The organism is Bradyrhizobium sp. B097 (assembly GCF_038957035.1).
Taxonomy (GTDB): Bacteria; Pseudomonadota; Alphaproteobacteria; order Rhizobiales; family Xanthobacteraceae; genus Bradyrhizobium.
The window spans coordinates 2,614,168-2,633,038 of the sequence record NZ_CP152412.1 but is presented as its reverse complement, the minus strand read 5'-3'; the positions used below and the strand labels follow the sequence as shown (position 1 = coordinate 2,633,038).

The following is an 18,871-nucleotide window of genomic DNA, read 5'->3' as shown; positions in this document are numbered from 1 at the left end:
GAACCGCGGAAGGTCACGTGCAGAAGAAACCCGATCCTTGCTCCTTCATCATCTTCGGCGCCACCGGTGATCTGACACACCGGCTCGTCGTCCCGGCGCTCTACAATCTCGCCGCCGGCAATCTGCTGCCGGAAAAGTTCTGCGTGGTCGGCATTGTCCGCAAGGGCATGTCGAGCGAGCAGCTGACCGACAGCCTGATGCAGGGGCTGCGCAAGTTCGCTACCCGCCCCGTCGACGAGGCGATCGCGAAGCGGCTGTTCGAATGCGTCACCTCGATCGAGGCTGATCCGAGAGATCCCGCTTCGTTCGATGCCATGAACGAACGGCTCGACAAGCTCGAGACGGCGCGCGGCACCGGCGGCAACCGGCTGTTCTATCTCGCGACCCCGCCGAACGCCTTCCTCCCGATCAGCGAGCAGCTCGGACGCACCGGCATGCTGGAGGAAAACGGCGCCTGGCGGCGGCTGATCATCGAAAAGCCGTTCGGCACCGATCTGGCATCGGCCAGGGCGCTGAATGCTGCGCTGCTGAAGCTGATGGATGAACACCAGATCTACCGGATCGACCATTATCTCGGCAAGGAAACCGTCCAGAACATCCTGGTGCTGCGCTTTGCCAACGGCATGTTCGAGCCAATCTGGAATCGCAACCACATCGACCACATCCAGATCACCGTCGACGAGAAGCTCGGCGTCGGCCATCGCGGCAGCTTCTACGACGCCACCGGCGCGCTGCGCGACATGGTGCCGAACCATCTGTTCCAGCTGCTGTCGCTGGTCACGATGGAGCCGCCGGCGCGCTTCGACGCCCATGCGGTGCGCTCGGAGAAGGCGGAGGTGCTAAGCGCGATCCAGATCCAGAGCGCGCAGGAAGCGCTGTCCAACTCGGTGCGCGGCCAGTATCGCGGCGGCCGGATCGGCGACACCGAGATCGAGGACTATCTCAAGACACTGGACGTCAAGCCCGACAGCTCGACCGAGACCTATGCCGCGCTGAAGCTGACCATCGACAATTGGCGCTGGGCCGGCGTGCCGTTCTACCTGCGTACTGGCAAGGCACTGACCACCAAGCGCACCGAGATCGCGATCAAGTTCAAGCAGGCGCCGTTCGCGATGTTCCGCGATACCGCGGTCGACCGCCTGTCGCAGAACTACCTGGTCATCTCGACCGAGCCGACCGAAGGCATCGAGCTGCAGTTCAACACCAAGGTGCCGGGCCCGGCCATCAACATCGACGGCGTCGAGATGAAGTTCCGCTACAAGGACTACTTCAAGGCCGAGCCGTCGACCGGCTACGAGACGCTGATCTACGACTGCATGATCGGCGACAATCTGCTGTTCCAGCGCGCCGACAGCGTCGAGGCCGGATGGCAGGCGGTGCAGCCCTTCCTCGATGCCTGGAAGACTGCCGGCGGGCGTGGCCTGCAACCCTACAAGGCCGGCAGCGAAGGCCCGGAGGCGGCCAACGCGCTATTGACGCGCGACGGCCGCAGCTGGCGGAAGCTGAGCTGACCATGACCGCGAGCGGCGAGCGCAAGATCATCACGGTCGCCGATCCGGCCGCACTGGCGCAGACCGCCGCCGAGCGGGTGATCGCCAGGATCGACCAGAACAGCGGCCGGGTCGCGGTGTGCCTCACCGGCGGCTCCAGCCCCAAGGCGCTCTACCAGCTGCTGGCGACGCCGGACTATCGCCAAAGAATTCCGTGGGACCGCATCGACTGGTTCATCGGCGACGAGCGGCTGGTGCCGCGCAAGGACCCGCTGCACAATATGAGCATGGCGCGCCAGGCCTTCCTCGACCGCTGCGCTCCGGCTGCGAATGTCCATCCGATCGCAACCGACACCGCCGATCTCAGGGATCCCGACGTCAGCGCGGCGCTGTACGAGAACGAGCTGATGGCCTTCTACGGCGCCGAACAGCTCGATCCGAAGCGGCCGCTGTTCGACCTGGTGCTGATGGGCATCGGGCCCGACGGCCACACCGCCTCGCTGTTTCCGGGCTATCCCGCGGTCGAGGAGACCCAGCGCTGGGTGGTCGGGGTGCCGAAGGCGAACGTCGAGCCGTTCGTGCCGCGAGTCTCCTTGACCCTGCCCGCCCTCGCCTCCTGCCGCGAGATGCTGTTCGAGGTCGCGGGCGAAAACAAGCGCGCGATCTTGACGCGCCTGTTCGCAGGCGAGAACCTGCCGGCAAACCGCGCGCGATCGCTGGGCGAAACCGTCTGGCTGATCGATCAGGCCGCGCTGCCGGAGGATTTTCGTGGATGATGCTCTTGGGTGACTTTCTTGGGTGACGGGCAAAACCCCTGCGCACTGGTCGTGATGGGCGTCTCCGGCTCGGGCAAGAGCACCATCGCCGACCGCCTTGCGATCAGGATCGGCTGGCGCTTCGAGGACGGCGACAGCTTTCATCCGCCGAGCAATGTCGCGAAAATGCATTCCGGCCAGCCGCTCACCGACGAGGATCGCTGGCCCTGGCTGCGCGCCATCGCCAATGAGATCGACCGCACCTGCGGCGTCCGCGAACGCGCCGTCATCGCCTGCTCCGCGCTGAAGCGCGCCTATCGCGACATCCTGGTGCATGGCCGCGACGATATCCGCATCGTCTTCCTCGACGGCACGCAGGAGCTGATCGCCACACGGCTGGCCGCGCGCAAGGACCATTTCATGCCGCCGGGCCTGCTCGCCAGCCAATTCAAGACGCTGGAGCCGCCGACACCGGACGAACGCCCGATCACGGTTGCGATCGACCGTTCGGTCGACAGCATCGTCGAAGACATTGTCAGTCAACTGAAGCTGGACCACTCATGACCCGCATCGCTCTTGTCGTATCCGATGTCGACGGCACGCTGCTCACCAAGGACAAGACCCTGACCGACGGCGCCCTGACCGCGGTGCGCAGGCTGCACGAGGCCGGCATCGGCTTCACCATCGTCTCCAGCCGGCCGACGATCGGGATGGGCTTCCTGGTCGCGCCGCTCGCGATCACGCTGCCGGTCGGCGCCTTCAACGGCTCTTCGATCGTCGATCCGCAACTGAAGCCGATCGAGCAGCATTTGATCCCCCCCGCCATCGCCAAACGCAGCGTCGACCTGCTCCGCGAGCGCGGCGTCGACATCTGGCTGTTCACCAACGACCGCTGGCTGACCCGGAATCCTGACGGCGAGTACAACGCGCACGAAAAGCGCGCGATCAAGCATGACCCGACCATCGTCAGCGATTTCACGCCCTATCTCGACCAGGCCTGCAAGATCGTCGGCGCGAGCTCGGATGCACCTCTGCTGCAGCGCTGCGAGGCAGAGATGCAGCAGATGGTCGGCAATGATGCGACCGCGGTCCGCTCGCAGACCTACTATCTCGACGTCACCCCGCCCGGCCACGACAAGGGCACCTTCGTCGAGGGCATCGCGAAGCGCCTCGGCGTGGCGCTGGAGAATGTCGCCACAATCGGCGACATGCAGAACGATCTGCCGATGTTTGCGCGAAGCGGCGTCTCGTTCGCGATGGGCAATGCCAGCGATGACGTGAAGGCGCGCGCCACCCATGTCACCGAAACCAACGAGCACGATGGTTTCGCGCGCGCGATGGACACGGTGCTGACGATGAGCCTTTAAGGCGGCTTTCTAAAAAGATCGTGAGCAAAGCAAAAACCACGATCAGGTCGACCGCTGCACCGCCGGCTTCTCGGCGTCGGCCCTGGCGGCACTGAGATTATGCGCCGTGTTGATCAGCGCGATATGGGTCAGCGCCTGCGGAAAGTTACCGGTCTGCCGGCCGGCGCCGGAGTCGAACTCCTCCGCCAGCAGCCCGAGATCGTTGGCGACCGCGACGACGCGGCCGAACATGGTTTGCGCCTTGTCGACATTGCCCGCCAGCACATGGGCGTCGGCGAGCCACAGGCTGCAGGCCAGGAACGCGCCCTCGATCGGCTGGATTTCGTCGGACACCTCGCGCGGATCGTGCCGCAGTACGAACCCGTCGCGCATCATGTGCCGTTCGACCGCCGCGATCGTGCCGCGGATGCGCGGATCGGACGGCGGCAGGAAGCCGACCGACGGCAGCAGCAGCAGGCTGGCGTCGAGCAGCTTTGACCCGTAGCTCTCGACGAAGCTGTCGAGACCAGGATTGAAGCCCTGCCGGCAGACGTCGCGATGAATGGCCTCGCGCAGCACCCGCCATTTGACCAGCGGTCCGTTGAAGCCGAACCGCTCCGCGCTCTTGATGGCGCGGTCGAAGGCGACCCAGCACATCACCTTGGAGAACACGTAGTGTCTGGGCGTGCCGCGCCGCTCCCAGATGCCGTGATCCGGCTGGTCCCAGACGTCGGCGAGATGAGCGACGACGGTGCATTCGAGCGACCAGTTCTCTTCGTCGAGCTTCAGCTTGGCCATACGGGACTGGTGGAAGGCGTCGATCAGCTCGCCATAGACGTCGAGTTGCAGCTGCGCATGCGCGGCATTGCCGACGCGGACCGGCTGCGCCCCCTCATAGCCGGGCAGCCACCCGGCTTCCCATTCCAACAGGCGCCGCTGGCCCAGGATGCCGTACATGATCTGCATGTTGGCGGGAGCACCGGCCGCGGCCCGCAGCAGCCAGTTGTGCCAGGCGGCCGCCTCCTCGGTGTAGCCCGAATTCATCAGCGCCAGCAGCGTAAAGGTGGCATCGCGCAGCCAGCAGAACCGGTAGTCCCAGTTGCGCGCGCCGCCGAGCTTTTCCGGCAATGACGTGGTCGGCGCCGCAACGATGCCGCCGGTCGGCCTGAAGGTCAGCGCCTTCAGCGTGATCAGCGAGCGCATCACGAGACCGCGCTGATAGCTGCCGTCATAAGTCGAACGGCTGCACCATTCCTTCCAGTAGTCCTCGGTATCCTTCAGCGCCGCCTCGGGATCGATGGGCTCCGGCACCGGTTGATACGACGCACCATATGTCAGGACGAACGGCACGGTGTCGCCCTCGCCGACCTCGAAATCGGCGATCGTGGTCAGGTCCTTGCCTGATGTCTTGACCGGCGTGCGCAGTACGGTCATGTCCCGCCCGCTGATCGCCAGCAGCCCCTCGCCGTCCGGGTTCTTCTTCACCCAGGGGACATCGACGCCGAAGCCGAAGCGGATCACCAGCTCCATGTGCATCGTGACGCGGCCGCTGATGCCGCGAACCAGGCGGACCACGTCGGAGGCATGGCCGCGCGGCGGCATGAAGTCGATCAGCGCGACCACGCCGTCCTCGGTCTCGAACCGCGTCTCCAGGATCAGCGTATCGTCCCAATAGCGGCGGGAGGTCTGCCTGATTTCCCCGGCGGGCGCCAGCAGCCAGCGGCCATTCCGCGACGTGCCGAGCAGCGCCGCGAAGCAGGCGTCGGAATCGAACGCCGGCCAGCACAGCCAGTCGATCGAGCCGTCACGGCCGACCAGCGCTGCGGTCTCGCAGTCCCCGATCAGTCCGTAGTCTTCGATGCGAGAGGCCACGCGCCATGCTCCGCGTTAGCCTGCGTGCGACCGCTCGCGGGTTGCACGCTTGAGCGCGTCGACGTCGATCGCCGACGCGAGGTGCTCGATCGAGACCGGCAGCCGCCGTTTCCAGTTCGGATGCTCGTAGACGGTGCCCGGGATGTTCGGCTGCTCGACGATGCCGAGCAAATCCTCCATCGAAACCGCCATCATCCGCGACCGCGTCCGTGCCATGAAGCTCACCACCGAATAGAAATCATTGTGGTGGATATCGTGACGGCGCAGCACGTCGTCGAGATGGCCGAGCGCATCCCAGCGCCCCTGGTCGGTCTCGCCGGGATCGATCCCGAGCGCGCGCTTGGTCTTGAGGTCGCTGAACGAGCGCCAGCCGGCATAGGTCGACAGGTCGTGGGTGTTGAACGTCACCAGCGCGTTCGGCAGGTAATAGTCGGCGTTGCGGAAGACGCCCTGGTCGTCGGTCTCGAACATCATCACCAGATACGACCAGATGCCCCAGCCGTTCATCTGCTCGCGGAAGCCCGGGGGCACGGTGCCGAGGTCCTCGCCGATCACGACGCAGCGGTTTGCTGTGCTCTCCTGCGCGGTCGCCGCTAGCAGCGCCTCGAACGGCATCAGCACATAGGCGCCATTGGCCGGGCCGAAGCCGCGCGGCACGAGATAAAGCCGCTTCAGCCCGAAGGCGTGATCGAGCCTGATCGCGCCGGCATGGTGCATCGAGGCGCGCAGCATCTGCCTGAACGGCTCGAACGAGCGCTGCTCGAGGCCCGCGGCGTTGAAGCCGGCAAGTCCCCAGTCCTGGCCCGCGGTGTTGAGCGGGTCCGGCGGCGCGCCGACGCCGAGATGACGCGAGATCGCGACCTGCTCATTCCAGGCGTCGAAGCCATCCGACTGCACGCCGACGGCGACGTCGAGATAGAGCCCGACCCGCATGCCGAGCTTGTGCGCGAGCGCCTGGCAGGCGCCGAGCTGCCGGTCCGCGGTCCATTGCACGAATTCGACGAACTCGACCTCGGTGGCGGTGTCGCGCGCCCGGCGCAATTTCGCGCACGCCGCATCATTGGGCTGCCGCCACTCGTCCGGCCATTCCCACCACGGCGTATTGAACTTATGCCGTATCACCTCGAAGCAGGCGAAGCGCGACAGCAGCACGCCCTGCTCCTTGCGATAGGCCTCGAAATCCTGCCAGCGGCCGAGGCCGGGATTGGCCTTGAAGGCCGCGAAGGCCGCACGCAGCGCGGGCCATTTCAGCGCCGCGGCACCGACATAGTCGACCATGTCGCGGCTGCGGAGCTGCGCCAGCGCGGCTTGCGTCTCGGCGTCGGCGCGGAATTCGGGAATCTTCGCGACGTCGATATAGAGCGCGTTGAGGAACAGCCGGCTGTTCGGCGAGTACGGACTGCAATCGCCGGGCCGATCGTCGAACAGCGCATGCAGCGGATTGAGCCCGATCCCGTCGGCGCCGAGCCGATGGGCGAATTCGAGCAGGCCATGCAGATCGGTGAAGTCACCGATGCCCCAGTTGCGCGCGGACCGCACGCCATAGAGCTGGACCGCGATGACCCAGCAGCGGTCGAACGCGCCGCCGAATGCGCCGTCCGGCGCCACCAGAAACGGCAGCTCCTCGCTGCCCGATGCGTCCTTGAGCTGCAGCCGGTGCACGCCCTCGGGCAGGCCCGACGGCCACGTCACACTCCGCTCATGCGCCTCGCCTTGCGCGAGCACCGCAGTGCCGTTGGTGAGCTTCCATTGCACCGGAAGCCGGGCCGTCTCGGCGAGCTGCGTCTGTCCGCCATGGCCGCCTCTGACGACCACGGGATCGGCGATCATCCGACGCGGCGTCTGGGGCGGCAGCGCCGCGAGGATCGCCGTCAGCGCCTCGGGGGTTGTCACACGGCGGTGACCGCTCCCATCGATATACTCGGTCTGGATTCCCAGGGTCTGGGCTTTGGCGTAAAGGTCCATTCGGCACGCTGCTTGCTCGCAACGGTATTGGGATCGTTGCTAAATTGTACAGATACGGGAAAGGGATAGTTGATGTTCAACGCTCTACCCTATCCGGCGTTCCCACCGGGAACCATTACCCGGCGAGCGGCTTTCTATATGGGTCTGGCGTGCCTCCTTCCCGGCGCGGGGACTTCATTTGCCTATTCAATGGCGGCATCACCGTGAACAAAACCGCCCGGCCTGTCGAGAGTGCCCACGGCACTTTTCATATTACCGATGTCTATCCGTCGGTTGATGGCGGCCGCTTTGCGGTCAAGCGCATCGCGGGCGAACCTGTCGAGGTGTGGGCCGACATCTACCGTGACGGACATGAGGTGATCGCAGCGGCGTTGGTGTGGCGGCACGAAGGCGACGGCGAATGGCAACACGCGCCGATGACGTTGCACAGCGACGACCGCTGGGGCGGCACCTTCGCGCCCGACCGGCCCGGCCGCTACAGCTACGCGATCGAGGCCTGGACCGACGAATTCGCCAGCTGGCGGCATCGCTTCGAGCAGAAGCAACGCGACGGCGGCGACCACACGCTGGATGCCGTCGAAGGCGCGGGCATGCTGACCCGGGCGCAGGCCGGTGGCCCGGCCGCGGCCGCTGTCATCATCAGGCAGTGCGAAATCTTTCTGCAGACCGGCGAGCCGGGCGCGCTGCTCGCACCCGAATTGCGGGAGGCGATGGCCGGCAGCCAGTTTCGCCGCGACCTGGTGCGATCGCAGCTCTATCCTCTCACCGCCGACCGGCCACGGGCGCGCAGCGGCGCGTGGTATCAGATGTTTCCGCGCAGCCAGGGCAAGACGCCGGGCATGCACGCGACCTTCAACGACTGCATCGCGCGGCTGCCCGATATCGCGGCGATGGGCTTCGACGTCGTGCTGCTGGCGCCGATCCACCCGATCGGGCGGACCCATCGCAAGGGCCGCAACAATGCCGCCGTCGCGCAGGCCGGCGATCCCGGCAGCTCCTATGCGATCGGCGCGGCCGAGGGCGGCCACGACGCGGTGCATCCGGAGCTCGGCACGCTCGACGCCTTCCGCGCCTTCGTGGCGGCATGCCAGGCCCACGGCCTCGAGGTCGCGCTCGATTTCGCGGTGCAATGCTCGCCCGATCATCCCTGGCTCACGGCGCATCCGGAGTGGTTCAAGCGGCGTCCGGACGGATCGATGCGGACGGCCGAACATTCGCCGCAGCGCTGGGACGATGTCGTCAATCCGGATTTCGAATCCAAGGATGCCGCCGCGCTGTGGCGCGCGTTGCGCGATGTGGTGCTGTTCTGGGTCGAACAGGGCGTGAAGATCTTCCGGGTCGACAATCCGCACACCAAGCCGCTGGCATTCTGGGAATGGCTGATCCGCGAGGTGCAGGACAGTGATCCGGACGTGCTGTTCCTTTCGGAGGCGTTCGCGCGGCCGAAACTGATGAAGGGTCTCGCCAAGCTCGGCTTCACGCAATCGTACACTTACTTCACCTGGCGCACGCAGCGTTCCGAGCTCGAACAGTATCTCGGCGAGTTGATCTCGTATCCCGATCGCGACTTCTTTCGGCCGAATTTCTTCGTCAACACACCTGACATCCTGCCCTTCCACCTGCAAAGCGGCGAATCCTGGATGTTCAAGTCGCGTCTCGCGCTGGCCGCGACGCTTTCAAGCAACTACGGCATCTATAGCGGCTTCGAATTGCTCGAGCACACGCCGGTGCCCGGCCGCGAGGAATATCTCAACTCCGAGAAATACGAGATCAGGGTTCGCGACTGGGACCAGGCCGGGAACATCAAGCCCTATATCGCGGCCCTCAACCAAATCAGGCACGGAAATCCGGCCCTGCAACAATTCGCCGATCTGCGCTTTATCAATGTCGATGACGGCGGCGTGATCGGCTTCGTCAAGGAGGCGGCCGATCAGGGCAATGTGATCGCGGCCGCGATTGCGTTATCGTCCGAGCCCCGCGACGTCTGGCTTCCGCTCGGCGACGTCATGGTCGGCCAGGGCGATGCCCGCCGCCCCGTCACGGCCGTGGAAGACCTCGTCACCGGCGCGCGTCATGCGCTCGAATGGGGAGGCATCCGCCTGCGTCTGGATCCTGCGCGCGATCCCGCGTTGCTGTTGCGCTGTGTCGCCTGAAGGAGCCGTCATGAACGTATTCTCCTCCGTCAATAGCCAGGAGAAGGTCGCGACCGAAACCGCGGACCAGCTGTGGTACAAGGACGCCATCATCTACCAGCTGCACGTCAAGGCGTTCGCCGACAGCAACAATGACGGCATCGGCGACTTCACAGGCCTGACGGAGAAGCTCGGCTATCTGCAGGAGCTCGGCGTCACCGCGCTGTGGCTGTTGCCGTTCTATCCCTCGCCCGGCCGCGACGACGGCTACGACATCGGCGACTATGGCGACATCAATCCCGATTTCGGGACGATGAAGGACTTCAAGCGCTTCATCCAGGAGGCCAAGAAGCGCGGCCTGCGCGTCATCACCGAGCTCGTCATCAACCACACCTCGGACCAGCACGCCTGGTTCAAGCGCGCGCGCCGCAGCCCGCCGAATTCGAGCGCACGCAGCTGGTATGTCTGGAGCGACACCGACCAGAAATACCTCGATACAAGGATCATCTTCACCGACACGGAAAAGTCGAACTGGACCTGGGATCCGGAAGCCGGCCAGTTCTACTGGCACCGCTTCTTCTCGCACCAGCCCGACCTGAATTTCGACAATCCCCGCGTGGTGCGCGCCATCGTGCAGGTGATGAAGCGCTGGCTCGACACCGGCGTCGACGGCTTCCGGCTCGACGCCATTCCCTATCTGTGCGAGCGCGACGGCACCAACAACGAGAACCTGCCGGAGACGCATGCCATCATCAAGCGGCTGCGCCAGGAGCTCGACGCCTATGCCAAGGGCAAGATCCTGCTGGCCGAGGCCAATCAATGGCCGGAGGACGTGCAGGAATATTTCGGCCATGGCGACGAATGCCACATGGCCTATCACTTCCCGCTGATGCCGCGGATTTACATGGCAATCGCGCAGGAAGACCGCTTTCCGATCACCGACATCCTCAGGCAGACGCCCGACATTCCGGCAGCCGCCCAGTGGGCGCTGTTCCTGCGCAATCACGACGAGCTGACCTTGGAGATGGTCACCGACGTCGAGCGCGACTATCTGTGGTCGACCTACGCCAACGACCCGCGCGCCCGCATCAATGTCGGCATCCGCCGCCGCCTTGCGCCGCTGATGGACAACGACAGGCGCAAGATCGAGCTGATGAACTCGCTGCTGCTGTCGTTCCCGGGCACGCCGATCATCTATTACGGCGACGAGATCGGCATGGGCGACAACATCTACCTCGGCGACCGCAACGGCGTGCGGACGCCGATGCAGTGGTCGCCGGACCGCAACGGCGGCTTCTCGCGCGCCGACCCGGCGCGGCTCTACGCGCCGATGATCATGGACCCGGTCTACGGCTACGAATCCGTCAATGTCGAGGCACAGTCGCGCAGCCTGTCGTCGCTGCTGTCGGCGACCAAGCGGCTGATCGCGGTGCGCAAGTCGACGCTTGCCTTCGGGCGCGGCACCATGACCTTCATCCGCCCCGAGAACCGCTCGGTGCTCGCCTATGTCAGGCAGTACCAGGGCGAGGCGATCCTGTGCGTCGCCAATCTGTCGCGCTCGGCGCAGGCGACCGAACTCGACCTCTCCGCCTTCAAGGACCGCATTCCGCTCGAGATGCTCGGACGCACGCGCTTCCCGGCGATCGGCGAGCTGCCCTATATGATCACGCTGGCGCCTTACGGTTTCTACTGGTTCCAGCTGCAGGAGCGGGACAAGTCCGAGCCGGTGAAGCCGCGGGCGGTGCCGGAGTTCGAGACGCTGGTCGTGCCGCTCGGTTCGACCTGGACGTCGCTGGCGCGGGAGCGCGGCGTGTTCGAGCATGACGTGCTGCCCGGCCATCTCGCCCGCACGCGCTGGTACCCGGAGCATTCGGCGAAGGCGATCCAGCCGACGCTGGTGTCCGCGATCCCGTTCTGCGACATCGGCGACAACCGGCCCTGGCTGATCTTCTTCGAAACCACGGAGCGCGGCAACACCAGCCGCTACGTGCTGCCGATGCAGATCGAATGGGTGCGCTTCGACCGCGAGCGCTACAACCCGCGCGCCTTTGCCGCCGTCCGTCAGGGCGCGCGCGAGGGCACGCTGCTCGATGTCTCAACCGACCAGATATTCACCGGCCTGTTCCTGCGCAACTTGCGGGAAAACCTCACCGTCGACGAGGGCGAACAGCGCCTGAAGCTCGAATTCCGGCCGACCAGCCGCTTCTCCGACCGCCCGGTGCGGCAGCCCGAGCGGATCCGCGTCTTCGAGAACGATCAGCCGCATTCGACCGCGCTGGTCGACAATGAGTATGTCACCAAGATCTACCGGAAGCTCGAGGTTGGCATCAATCCGGAGATCGAGATGGGCCGCTTCCTCACCGAAGTGGTCAATTTCCCCAACACACCCGCATTGCTCGGCACATCGGAACTGGTGGAAGGTGACAATCGCAGCGCGATCGCGGTGCTGCACGCCATGGTGGTCAACCAGGGCGACCTCTGGACCGTGGCCGCTGCGCACCTTGATCGCCTCGTCGAGCGGCAGCGCCTGCTGGCGGCGAGCGAAAATCCGGAGGAGAACGGCGATCATGCGACTTACCTGCGCCACCTTTCGCACAGCGGCAAGCGTCTCGCCGAGCTGCACATCGCGCTCGCCAGCAACCGCGACCTGCCGGATTTCGCGCCCGAACCGACCAGGCCCGAAGACCTGCAGCGCTGGAGCGACGAGATCATGGCACGCGCCGAGCGCGTGTTCGACACGCTGAAGCAGCGGCGCGGCTCCCTGAAAGAGGCCGACCGGCTGCTGGCCGATCAGTTGCAGGCCCAGCACGACATGCTGCCGGAACGGCTCAAGGCGCTGCTGCCGCGCGAGACCGACGGGTTCAGCATCCGCCATCATGGCGACCTGCATCTCGGCCAGTTGCTGGTCGTCAAGGACGACGTCTTCATCATCGATTTCGACGGCGGACCGGGTCGCACCATCGCCGAGCGGCGCCGCAAGGCACCGGCGGCGCGCGACGTCGCCGGGCTGATCCGCTCGATCGACTATGCCGCGACTGTCGCGCTGGAACGGGCCCTCAAGGTCGCCCCCGACGAGAGCGGCAGGCTGAGCCTCGCTTTGGCCGAATGGCGCGACCAGGCCGCGGATGCCCTGCTCGCGGCCTACCGCGAGACCATGGCCGGCCAGCGGCTGTGGCCCGCCGACGCCAGGGCAGCCGACCGCCTGCTCAACTTTTTCCTGCTTGAGAAAGCCTTCTACGAGATCGAGTATGAGCTGGCCAACCGGCCGGATTGGCTCCGCGTCCCACTGACTGGCCTGTTGAGACTCCTGGCCCAACAGCCGCATGAGGTTGCATGACCAAACTGCCCGCCGAGGCCTATGCCATCATCGAGGGCCGCCACTCCGATCCCTTCCACTATCTCGGGCTTCATGCCGAGGGGAATCGCAATGTCGTGCGCGCCTTCCTGCCTGATGCCAGCAATGTCGAGGCGATCGGGGAGCATGGTGAGGCGGCGCCGCTGGCCAAAATCCATGACGCCGGCCTGTTCGCAGGTCCCTTGCCGAACGGCTCGACGCGCTACCAGCTCCGCGCCCGCTTTGGCGACAACGTCGTCGAACTGGAAGATGCCTATCGCTTTCCGCCGATCCTGAGCGATTTCGACCTCTATCTGCTCGGCGAAGGCACGCATCTGCGCGTCTACGACACGCTCGGCGCCCATCCGATGACGCTCGACGGCGTCGACGGCATCGGCTTCGTGGTGCTGGCGCCGAATGCGCGGCGGGTCAGCGTGGTCGGCGACTTCAATTTCTGGGACGGACGGCGGCATCCGATGCGGGTGCGCGGCCCGGGCTACTGGGAGCTGTTCATCCCGCGCGCGCGCGTCGGCGACCACTACAAGTTCGAGATCATCGGGCGCAACGGCCAGCATCTGCCGCTGAAGTCCGATCCGCTGGCGTTCGCCGCCGAGGTGCGTCCGAAGACCGCCTCGATCGTGATCGACGAGCGCAAGATCCCGCATCCGCGCCCGGCGCCCGATCGTGTTAACGCCCTGAGCTCGCCGATGTCGATCTACGAGGTCCATCTCGGATCGTGGCGCCGCAAGGGCCGCAATGAGTGGCTGAGCTATCGCGAGATGGCGGAGCAGCTTCCCGCCTACGCCAGCGACATGGGCTTCACCCATATCGAATTCCTGCCCATCACCGAGCATCCGTTCGACGGCTCCTGGGGCTACCAGCCGACCGGCATGTTCGCTCCGACCAGCCGTTTCGGCTCGCCCGACGATTTTGCCGCGCTGATCGATGCCTGCCACGGCGCAGGCCTCGCCGTGCTGCTCGACTGGGTCCCCGGGCATTTCCCCGACGATCCGCACGGTCTCGGCAATTTCGACGGCACCGCGCTCTACGAGCACGCCAATCCGCTGCAGGGCCGTCACCTCGATTGGGGCACGCTGATCTACAATTATGGGCGCACCGAGGTCACCAACTTCCTGGTGTCGAACGCGCTGTTCTGGCTCGATCGCTACGGCATCGACGGGCTGCGCGTCGATGCCGTCGCCTCCATGCTGTATCTCGACTACAGCCGTCCCGCCGGCGGCTGGATCCCGAACAAATATGGCGGCCGGGAGAACATCGAGGCGATCGACTTCCTGCGCCGATTCAACACCGAGCTCTACGCACACTTCCCGCAGGCGATGACGGCGGCGGAGGAATCCACCGCGTGGCCGCAGGTGTCGCGGCCCGTCGAATATGGCGGGCTCGGCTTCGGCTACAAGTGGAACATGGGCTGGATGCACGACACGCTGAAATATATCAGCAAGGATCCCATCCACCGCAAATTCCATCACGGCGACATCCTGTTCGGCCTGCACTACGCCTTCTCGGAGAACTTCATCCTGCCGCTGTCGCACGACGAGGTCGTGCACGGCAAGCGCTCGATCCTCGGCCGCATGCCCGGCGACGACTGGCAGCGCTTCGCCAATCTGCGCGCCTATTACAGTTTCATGTTCGGGCATCCCGGCAAGAAGCTCATGTTCATGGGCTGCGAGTTCGGCCAGGAGCGCGAATGGAATCACGACCACTCGATCGATTGGCATTTGCTGCAACAGCCGAGGCATAGCGGCATCCAGAACCTGGTCCGCGACCTCAACCGGCTCTATCGCGCGCTGCCGGCGCTGCACGAGCTCGACTGCGACCAGGCCGGCTTCGAATGGGTCATCACCGACGACGCCGGTAACAATGTGTTCGGCTGGATCCGCAAGGGCAATGATGCGCGCGCCCGCTGCCTCGTGGTCCTGAACTTCTCGCCCAATGTCTACCGCAACTATCGCGTCCGGGTGCCGTTCGCGGGCAAGTGGCACGAGGTGTTCAACTCGGATTCCTCCCATTACGGCGGCACCAATGTCGGCAATATCGGCGAGGTCCGTGCCTCGGAGGGCGCCACATCCGAGCTGAGCCTGACCATTCCGCCGCTGGCAGCGATCTTTCTCGTACCGGAAAGCTGATCCATGCGACTGACCGGGGGTACGTCCGCACGGCTCGGTGCAAGCTGGGACGGCAGAGGCACCAATTTTGCGCTGTTCTCGGCGAATGCGGAGAAGGTGGAGCTGTGCCTGTTCGACGGCCAGGGCCGCCGCGAGCTCGAGCGGATCGAGGTGCCGGAACGTACCGAGGACGTCTGGCATTGCTATCTGAACGACGTCTCGCCGGGCCAGCTCTACGGCTATCGCGTCTACGGGCCCTACGCGCCGGAGCGCGGCCACCGCTTCAACGCCAACAAGCTGCTGCTCGATCCCTATGCCAAGCGACTCGCGGGCCGGCTGGTGTGGAGCGATGCGCATTTCGCCTACCGCACCGGCAGCGCGCGCGAGGATCTCTCCTTCGACCGGCGCGACAATGCCCGCGGCATGCCGAAGGCGGTGGTGGTTGACGAGACCTTCAACTGGGGCCGCCGCGAGATCCGGCCGCACATTCCGTGGGCAGACACCATCATCTACGAGGCCCACGTGAAGGGCCTGACCCAGAAGCGCGACGACGTGCCGCCGAACCTGCGCGGCACCTATGGCGGCCTGTCGTCGCCGGCGATGATCGACCATCTCAAGCGGCTCGGCGTCACCACCATCGAGCTGTTGCCGATCCACGGCCTGATCGACGACCGCACTCTGGTCGAAAAGAAGCTGTCGAACTACTGGGGCTACAACACCATCGCCTTCTTCGCGCCGGAGGCACGCTACGCCCAGGACAATGCGCTCGACTCGTTCCGCACCACGGTGGCGCGGCTGCACGATGCCGGCATCGAGGTGCTGCTCGACGTCGTCTACAACCACACCGCCGAGGGCAATCACATGGGCCCGACGCTGTGCTTCCGCGGCATCGACAATGCCTCCTATTACTGGCTGAACCGCGAGAACCCGCGCTTCTACGACGACTTCACCGGCTGCGGCAGCTCGGTCAACCTCACCCATCCGCGCGTGCTGCAGATGGTGATGGATTCGCTGCGCTACTGGGTCGAGGTCTGCCATGTCGACGGCTTCCGCTTCGATCTCGCCACGACCCTGGCGCGCGGGCCGAACGGATTCGATCGCAACCATCCCTTCCTCGCCGCGATCCGCCAGGACCCGGTGCTGGCGACCGCGAAGATGGTCGCCGAGCCCTGGGACCTCGGTCTCGGCGGCTATCAGGTCGGCGCGTTTCCGTCGCAATGGTCGGAGTGGAATGATCGCTATCGCAGCGCGATGCGGCGCTACTGGAGCGGCGAAGGCAGCCTGATCGGCGACATCTCGGGCCGCATGACGGCGTCCTCGGATTTGTTTCACCACGACAACCGCGCGACCCGCGCCAGCGTCAATCACATCACGGTGCATGACGGCTTCACGCTCGCCGATCTCTTCAGCTACAACGAGAAGCACAATGAGGCCAATGGCGAGGACAATCGCGACGGCTCCAACGACAACCACAGCAACAATTGCGGCCATGAAGGCCCGACCGACGATCCCGCCATCATCGCGCTGCGCCGCCAGCTCAGGAAGAACGCGCTGGCCTGCCTGCTGCTCGCACAGGGCACGCCGCTGATCCTTGCCGGCGACGAAGTCGCCAACACGCAAGCCGGCAACAACAACGCCTACTGCCAGGACAATGAGACCGGCTGGATCGGTTGGGAGAACCTCGGCACGGACGACGACGCCATCGCCTTCATCGGTCATCTCACCGCGCTCCGCCAGCGCTTCGGCCAGATCCGCTGCCAGAGCTGGCTCGACGGCCGCCGCGCCGACGGCAGCTATGGCGTGATCTGGCTGACGCCATCAGCGGAGGAGATGAAGGAGTCCGACTGGAAATTCCCGGAAAGCCGGTTCCTCGCCTACGTGCTGGGGCCGATGGAACAGGGCCAGGCGCCGATCTTTATCGTGCTCAATGCCGCGCCGCAGGAGATCGTGTTCAGGATGCCGCGGATGGCGGAATACAGGAGCTGGCAGCAGGTCTTGAACACGACCAAGGCAGAACAAACGGCCGAGCAATTTGCAGCCGGTGCCGACGCCACGGCACCGCCGCGCTCGGTGCTGGCATTCGCAGGCTCCGCATGAGTAGTGCGCAGCACTTCGGACCCGAACTGACCGCTGATGGCGCGCGCTTCCGGCTCTGGGCGCCGGCAGCCAAGCGCGTCGACCTCCTGCTCGACAAGCCGCACGCGCTCACGCGCGATGCCGCCGGCTGGTACATCGCCGAGATCGCCGGCGCGCGCGCGGGCACGCGTTACAAATTCCGCATCGATGACGAGGTCGACGTGCCCGATCCGGCCTCCGCGTTCCAGCCGAACGACGTGTTCGGCCCGAGCGAGGTGATCGATCACTCAGCCTTCAAATGGCGCGCGACCGAGTGGCGCGGCCGTCCCTGGCATGAGGCCGTCATTCTCGAGGCCCATGTCGGGACCTTCACGCCGGAGGGCACCTATCGCGCCATGATCGACAAGCTCGATCATCTGGTGGCAACCGGCATCACCGCGCTCGAACTGATGCCGCTGGCGGATTTCGCGGGCAAGCGCAACTGGGGCTATGACGGCGTGCTCTGGTATGCGCCCGATAGCGCCTACGGCCGCCCCGAGGACCTCAAAACCCTGATCGACGAAGCGCATCTGCGCGGGCTGATGGTGATGCTCGACGTGGTCTACAACCATTTCGGCCCCGAGGGGAATTACCTCGGCCGCTATGCGCCCACCTTCTTCAGCGATGCGCATACGCCATGGGGCAGCGCGATCGATTACCGCGTGCCCGAGGTACGCGCGTTTGCGATCGGCAGCGTCGTCAGCTGGCTGCGCGATTATCGCTTCGACGGGCTGCGCTTCGACGCGGTCAACACCATCGTCGAAGCCGGCGAAATCTCCATTCTCCATGACTTCAGCAAGGCGGCGGGCAAGCTCGCCACGGAGACCGGCCGGCACATCAATCTCGTGCTGGAGAACGGCGACAACATTGCAAGCCTGCTCGATGCCGCCGAGGACCCGCCGCACGGCAAGTTTCGCGGCCAGTGGAACGACGATTATCATCACGCCTGGCACGTGCTGCTGACCGGAGAAACCCAGGGCTATTACGGCGACTACAAGACGCCGAAGCAGGACCTCGCGCGCGCGCTGTCGTCCGGCTACATCTACCAGGGCGAAGTCTCGCAGTTCTGGGGCGGCAAGGCCCGCGGCGAGCCGAGCGGCACGCTGTCGCCGACCTGCTTCATCAACTTCCTGCAGAACCACGATCAGATCGGCAACCGGCCACTGGGCGATCGGCTCGAAAGTATCGCGAAGCCGGAGGCGATCGAGGCGGCGCTGGCAGTCACATTGATCGCGCCGACCACGCCGATGCTGTTCATGGGCGAGGAATGGGGCGCAACGACGCCCTTCCCGTTCTTCTGCGATTTCAAAGGCGACCTCGCCAACGCCGTCCGTGCCGGCCGGCGCCGGGAATTCGCCTGGGCCTACGCCAAGTATGGCGACGACATTCCCGATCCGCTTGCCGAGGCGACGGTGCGATCGGCCGTGCTCGACTGGGCGGCGCTTGGCCACGATCCCGCCCGCGCGCGGCTCGCGCTGGTGCGCAACCTGCTCGCCGCGCGCCGGCGCGAGATCACGCCGCGGCTCATCGGGGCACGCTTCGGCGGCGACCGCGTCACGGGCGATCTCTTGACCGCGCATTGGCGGATGGGCGACGGCCGCACGTTGTGGCTGACGGCCAATTTGTCGGATCGGGATATCATCGGCGCAGCCGAACCGAAGGGAACTGCGATCTGGGGCGGCGCGTTGTCGAGCGACCTGCCCGGCTGGGCGGTGCGCTGGCACATCGGATAGCAC

Annotated in this window: 11 protein-coding genes; 9 read left to right on the top strand and 2 right to left on the bottom strand. The window is 65.5% G+C overall.

Annotated features, from left to right (window positions below; all coding sequences use genetic code 11):
• The first annotated feature begins 17 nt into the window (after window positions 1–17).
• From zwf to AAFG07_RS12170, 4 genes are read left to right on the top strand one after another with little or no spacing between them, the layout of a single operon-like run.
• Window positions 18–1,511: a glucose-6-phosphate dehydrogenase gene (gene zwf / locus AAFG07_RS12185; RefSeq protein WP_342727478.1), complete on the top strand. Its 1,494-nt coding sequence runs from the start codon at window positions 18–20 to the stop codon at window positions 1,509–1,511.
• 2 nt (window positions 1,512–1,513) lie between these two features.
• On the top strand, window positions 1,514–2,266 hold the full coding sequence (pgl, locus tag AAFG07_RS12180; protein WP_342727477.1) for a 6-phosphogluconolactonase: 753 nt from the start codon (window positions 1,514–1,516) through the stop codon (window positions 2,264–2,266).
• A gap of 54 nt (window positions 2,267–2,320) precedes the next feature.
• A complete protein-coding gene (locus AAFG07_RS12175; RefSeq protein ID WP_342729134.1) occupies window positions 2,321–2,809 on the top strand; it encodes a gluconokinase in 489 nt (162 codons plus the stop codon).
• Window positions 2,806–3,612 (top strand): HAD family hydrolase, encoded by an 807-nt coding sequence (locus AAFG07_RS12170; RefSeq protein WP_342727476.1) that lies wholly within the window; start codon window positions 2,806–2,808, stop codon window positions 3,610–3,612. The genes AAFG07_RS12175 and AAFG07_RS12170 overlap by 4 nt, the downstream gene beginning before the upstream one ends.
• A gap of 42 nt (window positions 3,613–3,654) precedes the next feature.
• On the opposite strand, the gene AAFG07_RS12165 is transcribed toward AAFG07_RS12170, so the two are convergent.
• Both AAFG07_RS12165 and malQ read right to left on the bottom strand, forming a co-directional pair.
• A complete protein-coding gene (locus AAFG07_RS12165; protein ID WP_342727475.1) occupies window positions 3,655–5,463 on the bottom strand; it encodes a glycoside hydrolase family 15 protein in 1,809 nt (602 codons plus the stop codon).
• Between the two features lie 15 nt (window positions 5,464–5,478).
• On the bottom strand, window positions 5,479–7,428 hold the full coding sequence (gene malQ / locus AAFG07_RS12160) for a 4-alpha-glucanotransferase (protein ID WP_342727474.1): 1,950 nt from the start codon (window positions 7,426–7,428) through the stop codon (window positions 5,479–5,481).
• Window positions 7,429–7,631: 203 nt separating this feature from the next.
• On the opposite strand from malQ, the gene AAFG07_RS12155 reads away from it, so the two are divergent.
• From AAFG07_RS12155 to treZ, 5 genes are read left to right on the top strand one after another with little or no spacing between them, the layout of a single operon-like run.
• A complete protein-coding gene (locus AAFG07_RS12155; RefSeq protein ID WP_342727473.1) occupies window positions 7,632–9,581 on the top strand; it encodes an alpha-1,4-glucan--maltose-1-phosphate maltosyltransferase in 1,950 nt (649 codons plus the stop codon).
• Between the two features lie 10 nt (window positions 9,582–9,591).
• Window positions 9,592–12,897, top strand: a complete 3,306-nt coding sequence (treS, locus tag AAFG07_RS12150) for a maltose alpha-D-glucosyltransferase (protein ID WP_342727472.1) — start codon at window positions 9,592–9,594, stop codon at window positions 12,895–12,897.
• A complete protein-coding gene (gene glgB / locus AAFG07_RS12145) occupies window positions 12,894–15,041 on the top strand; it encodes a 1,4-alpha-glucan branching protein GlgB (protein ID WP_342727471.1) in 2,148 nt (715 codons plus the stop codon). Before treS ends, glgB begins: the two co-directional genes overlap by 4 nt.
• Window positions 15,042–15,044: 3 nt before the next feature.
• On the top strand, window positions 15,045–17,117 hold the full coding sequence (gene glgX, locus AAFG07_RS12140) for a glycogen debranching protein GlgX (RefSeq protein WP_342727470.1): 2,073 nt from the start codon (window positions 15,045–15,047) through the stop codon (window positions 17,115–17,117).
• Window positions 17,114–18,868, top strand: coding sequence for a malto-oligosyltrehalose trehalohydrolase (gene treZ, locus AAFG07_RS12135; RefSeq protein WP_342727469.1), 1,755 nt, complete (start codon window positions 17,114–17,116; stop codon window positions 18,866–18,868). Before glgX ends, treZ begins: the two co-directional genes overlap by 4 nt.
• Window positions 18,869–18,871 lie beyond the last annotated feature (3 nt).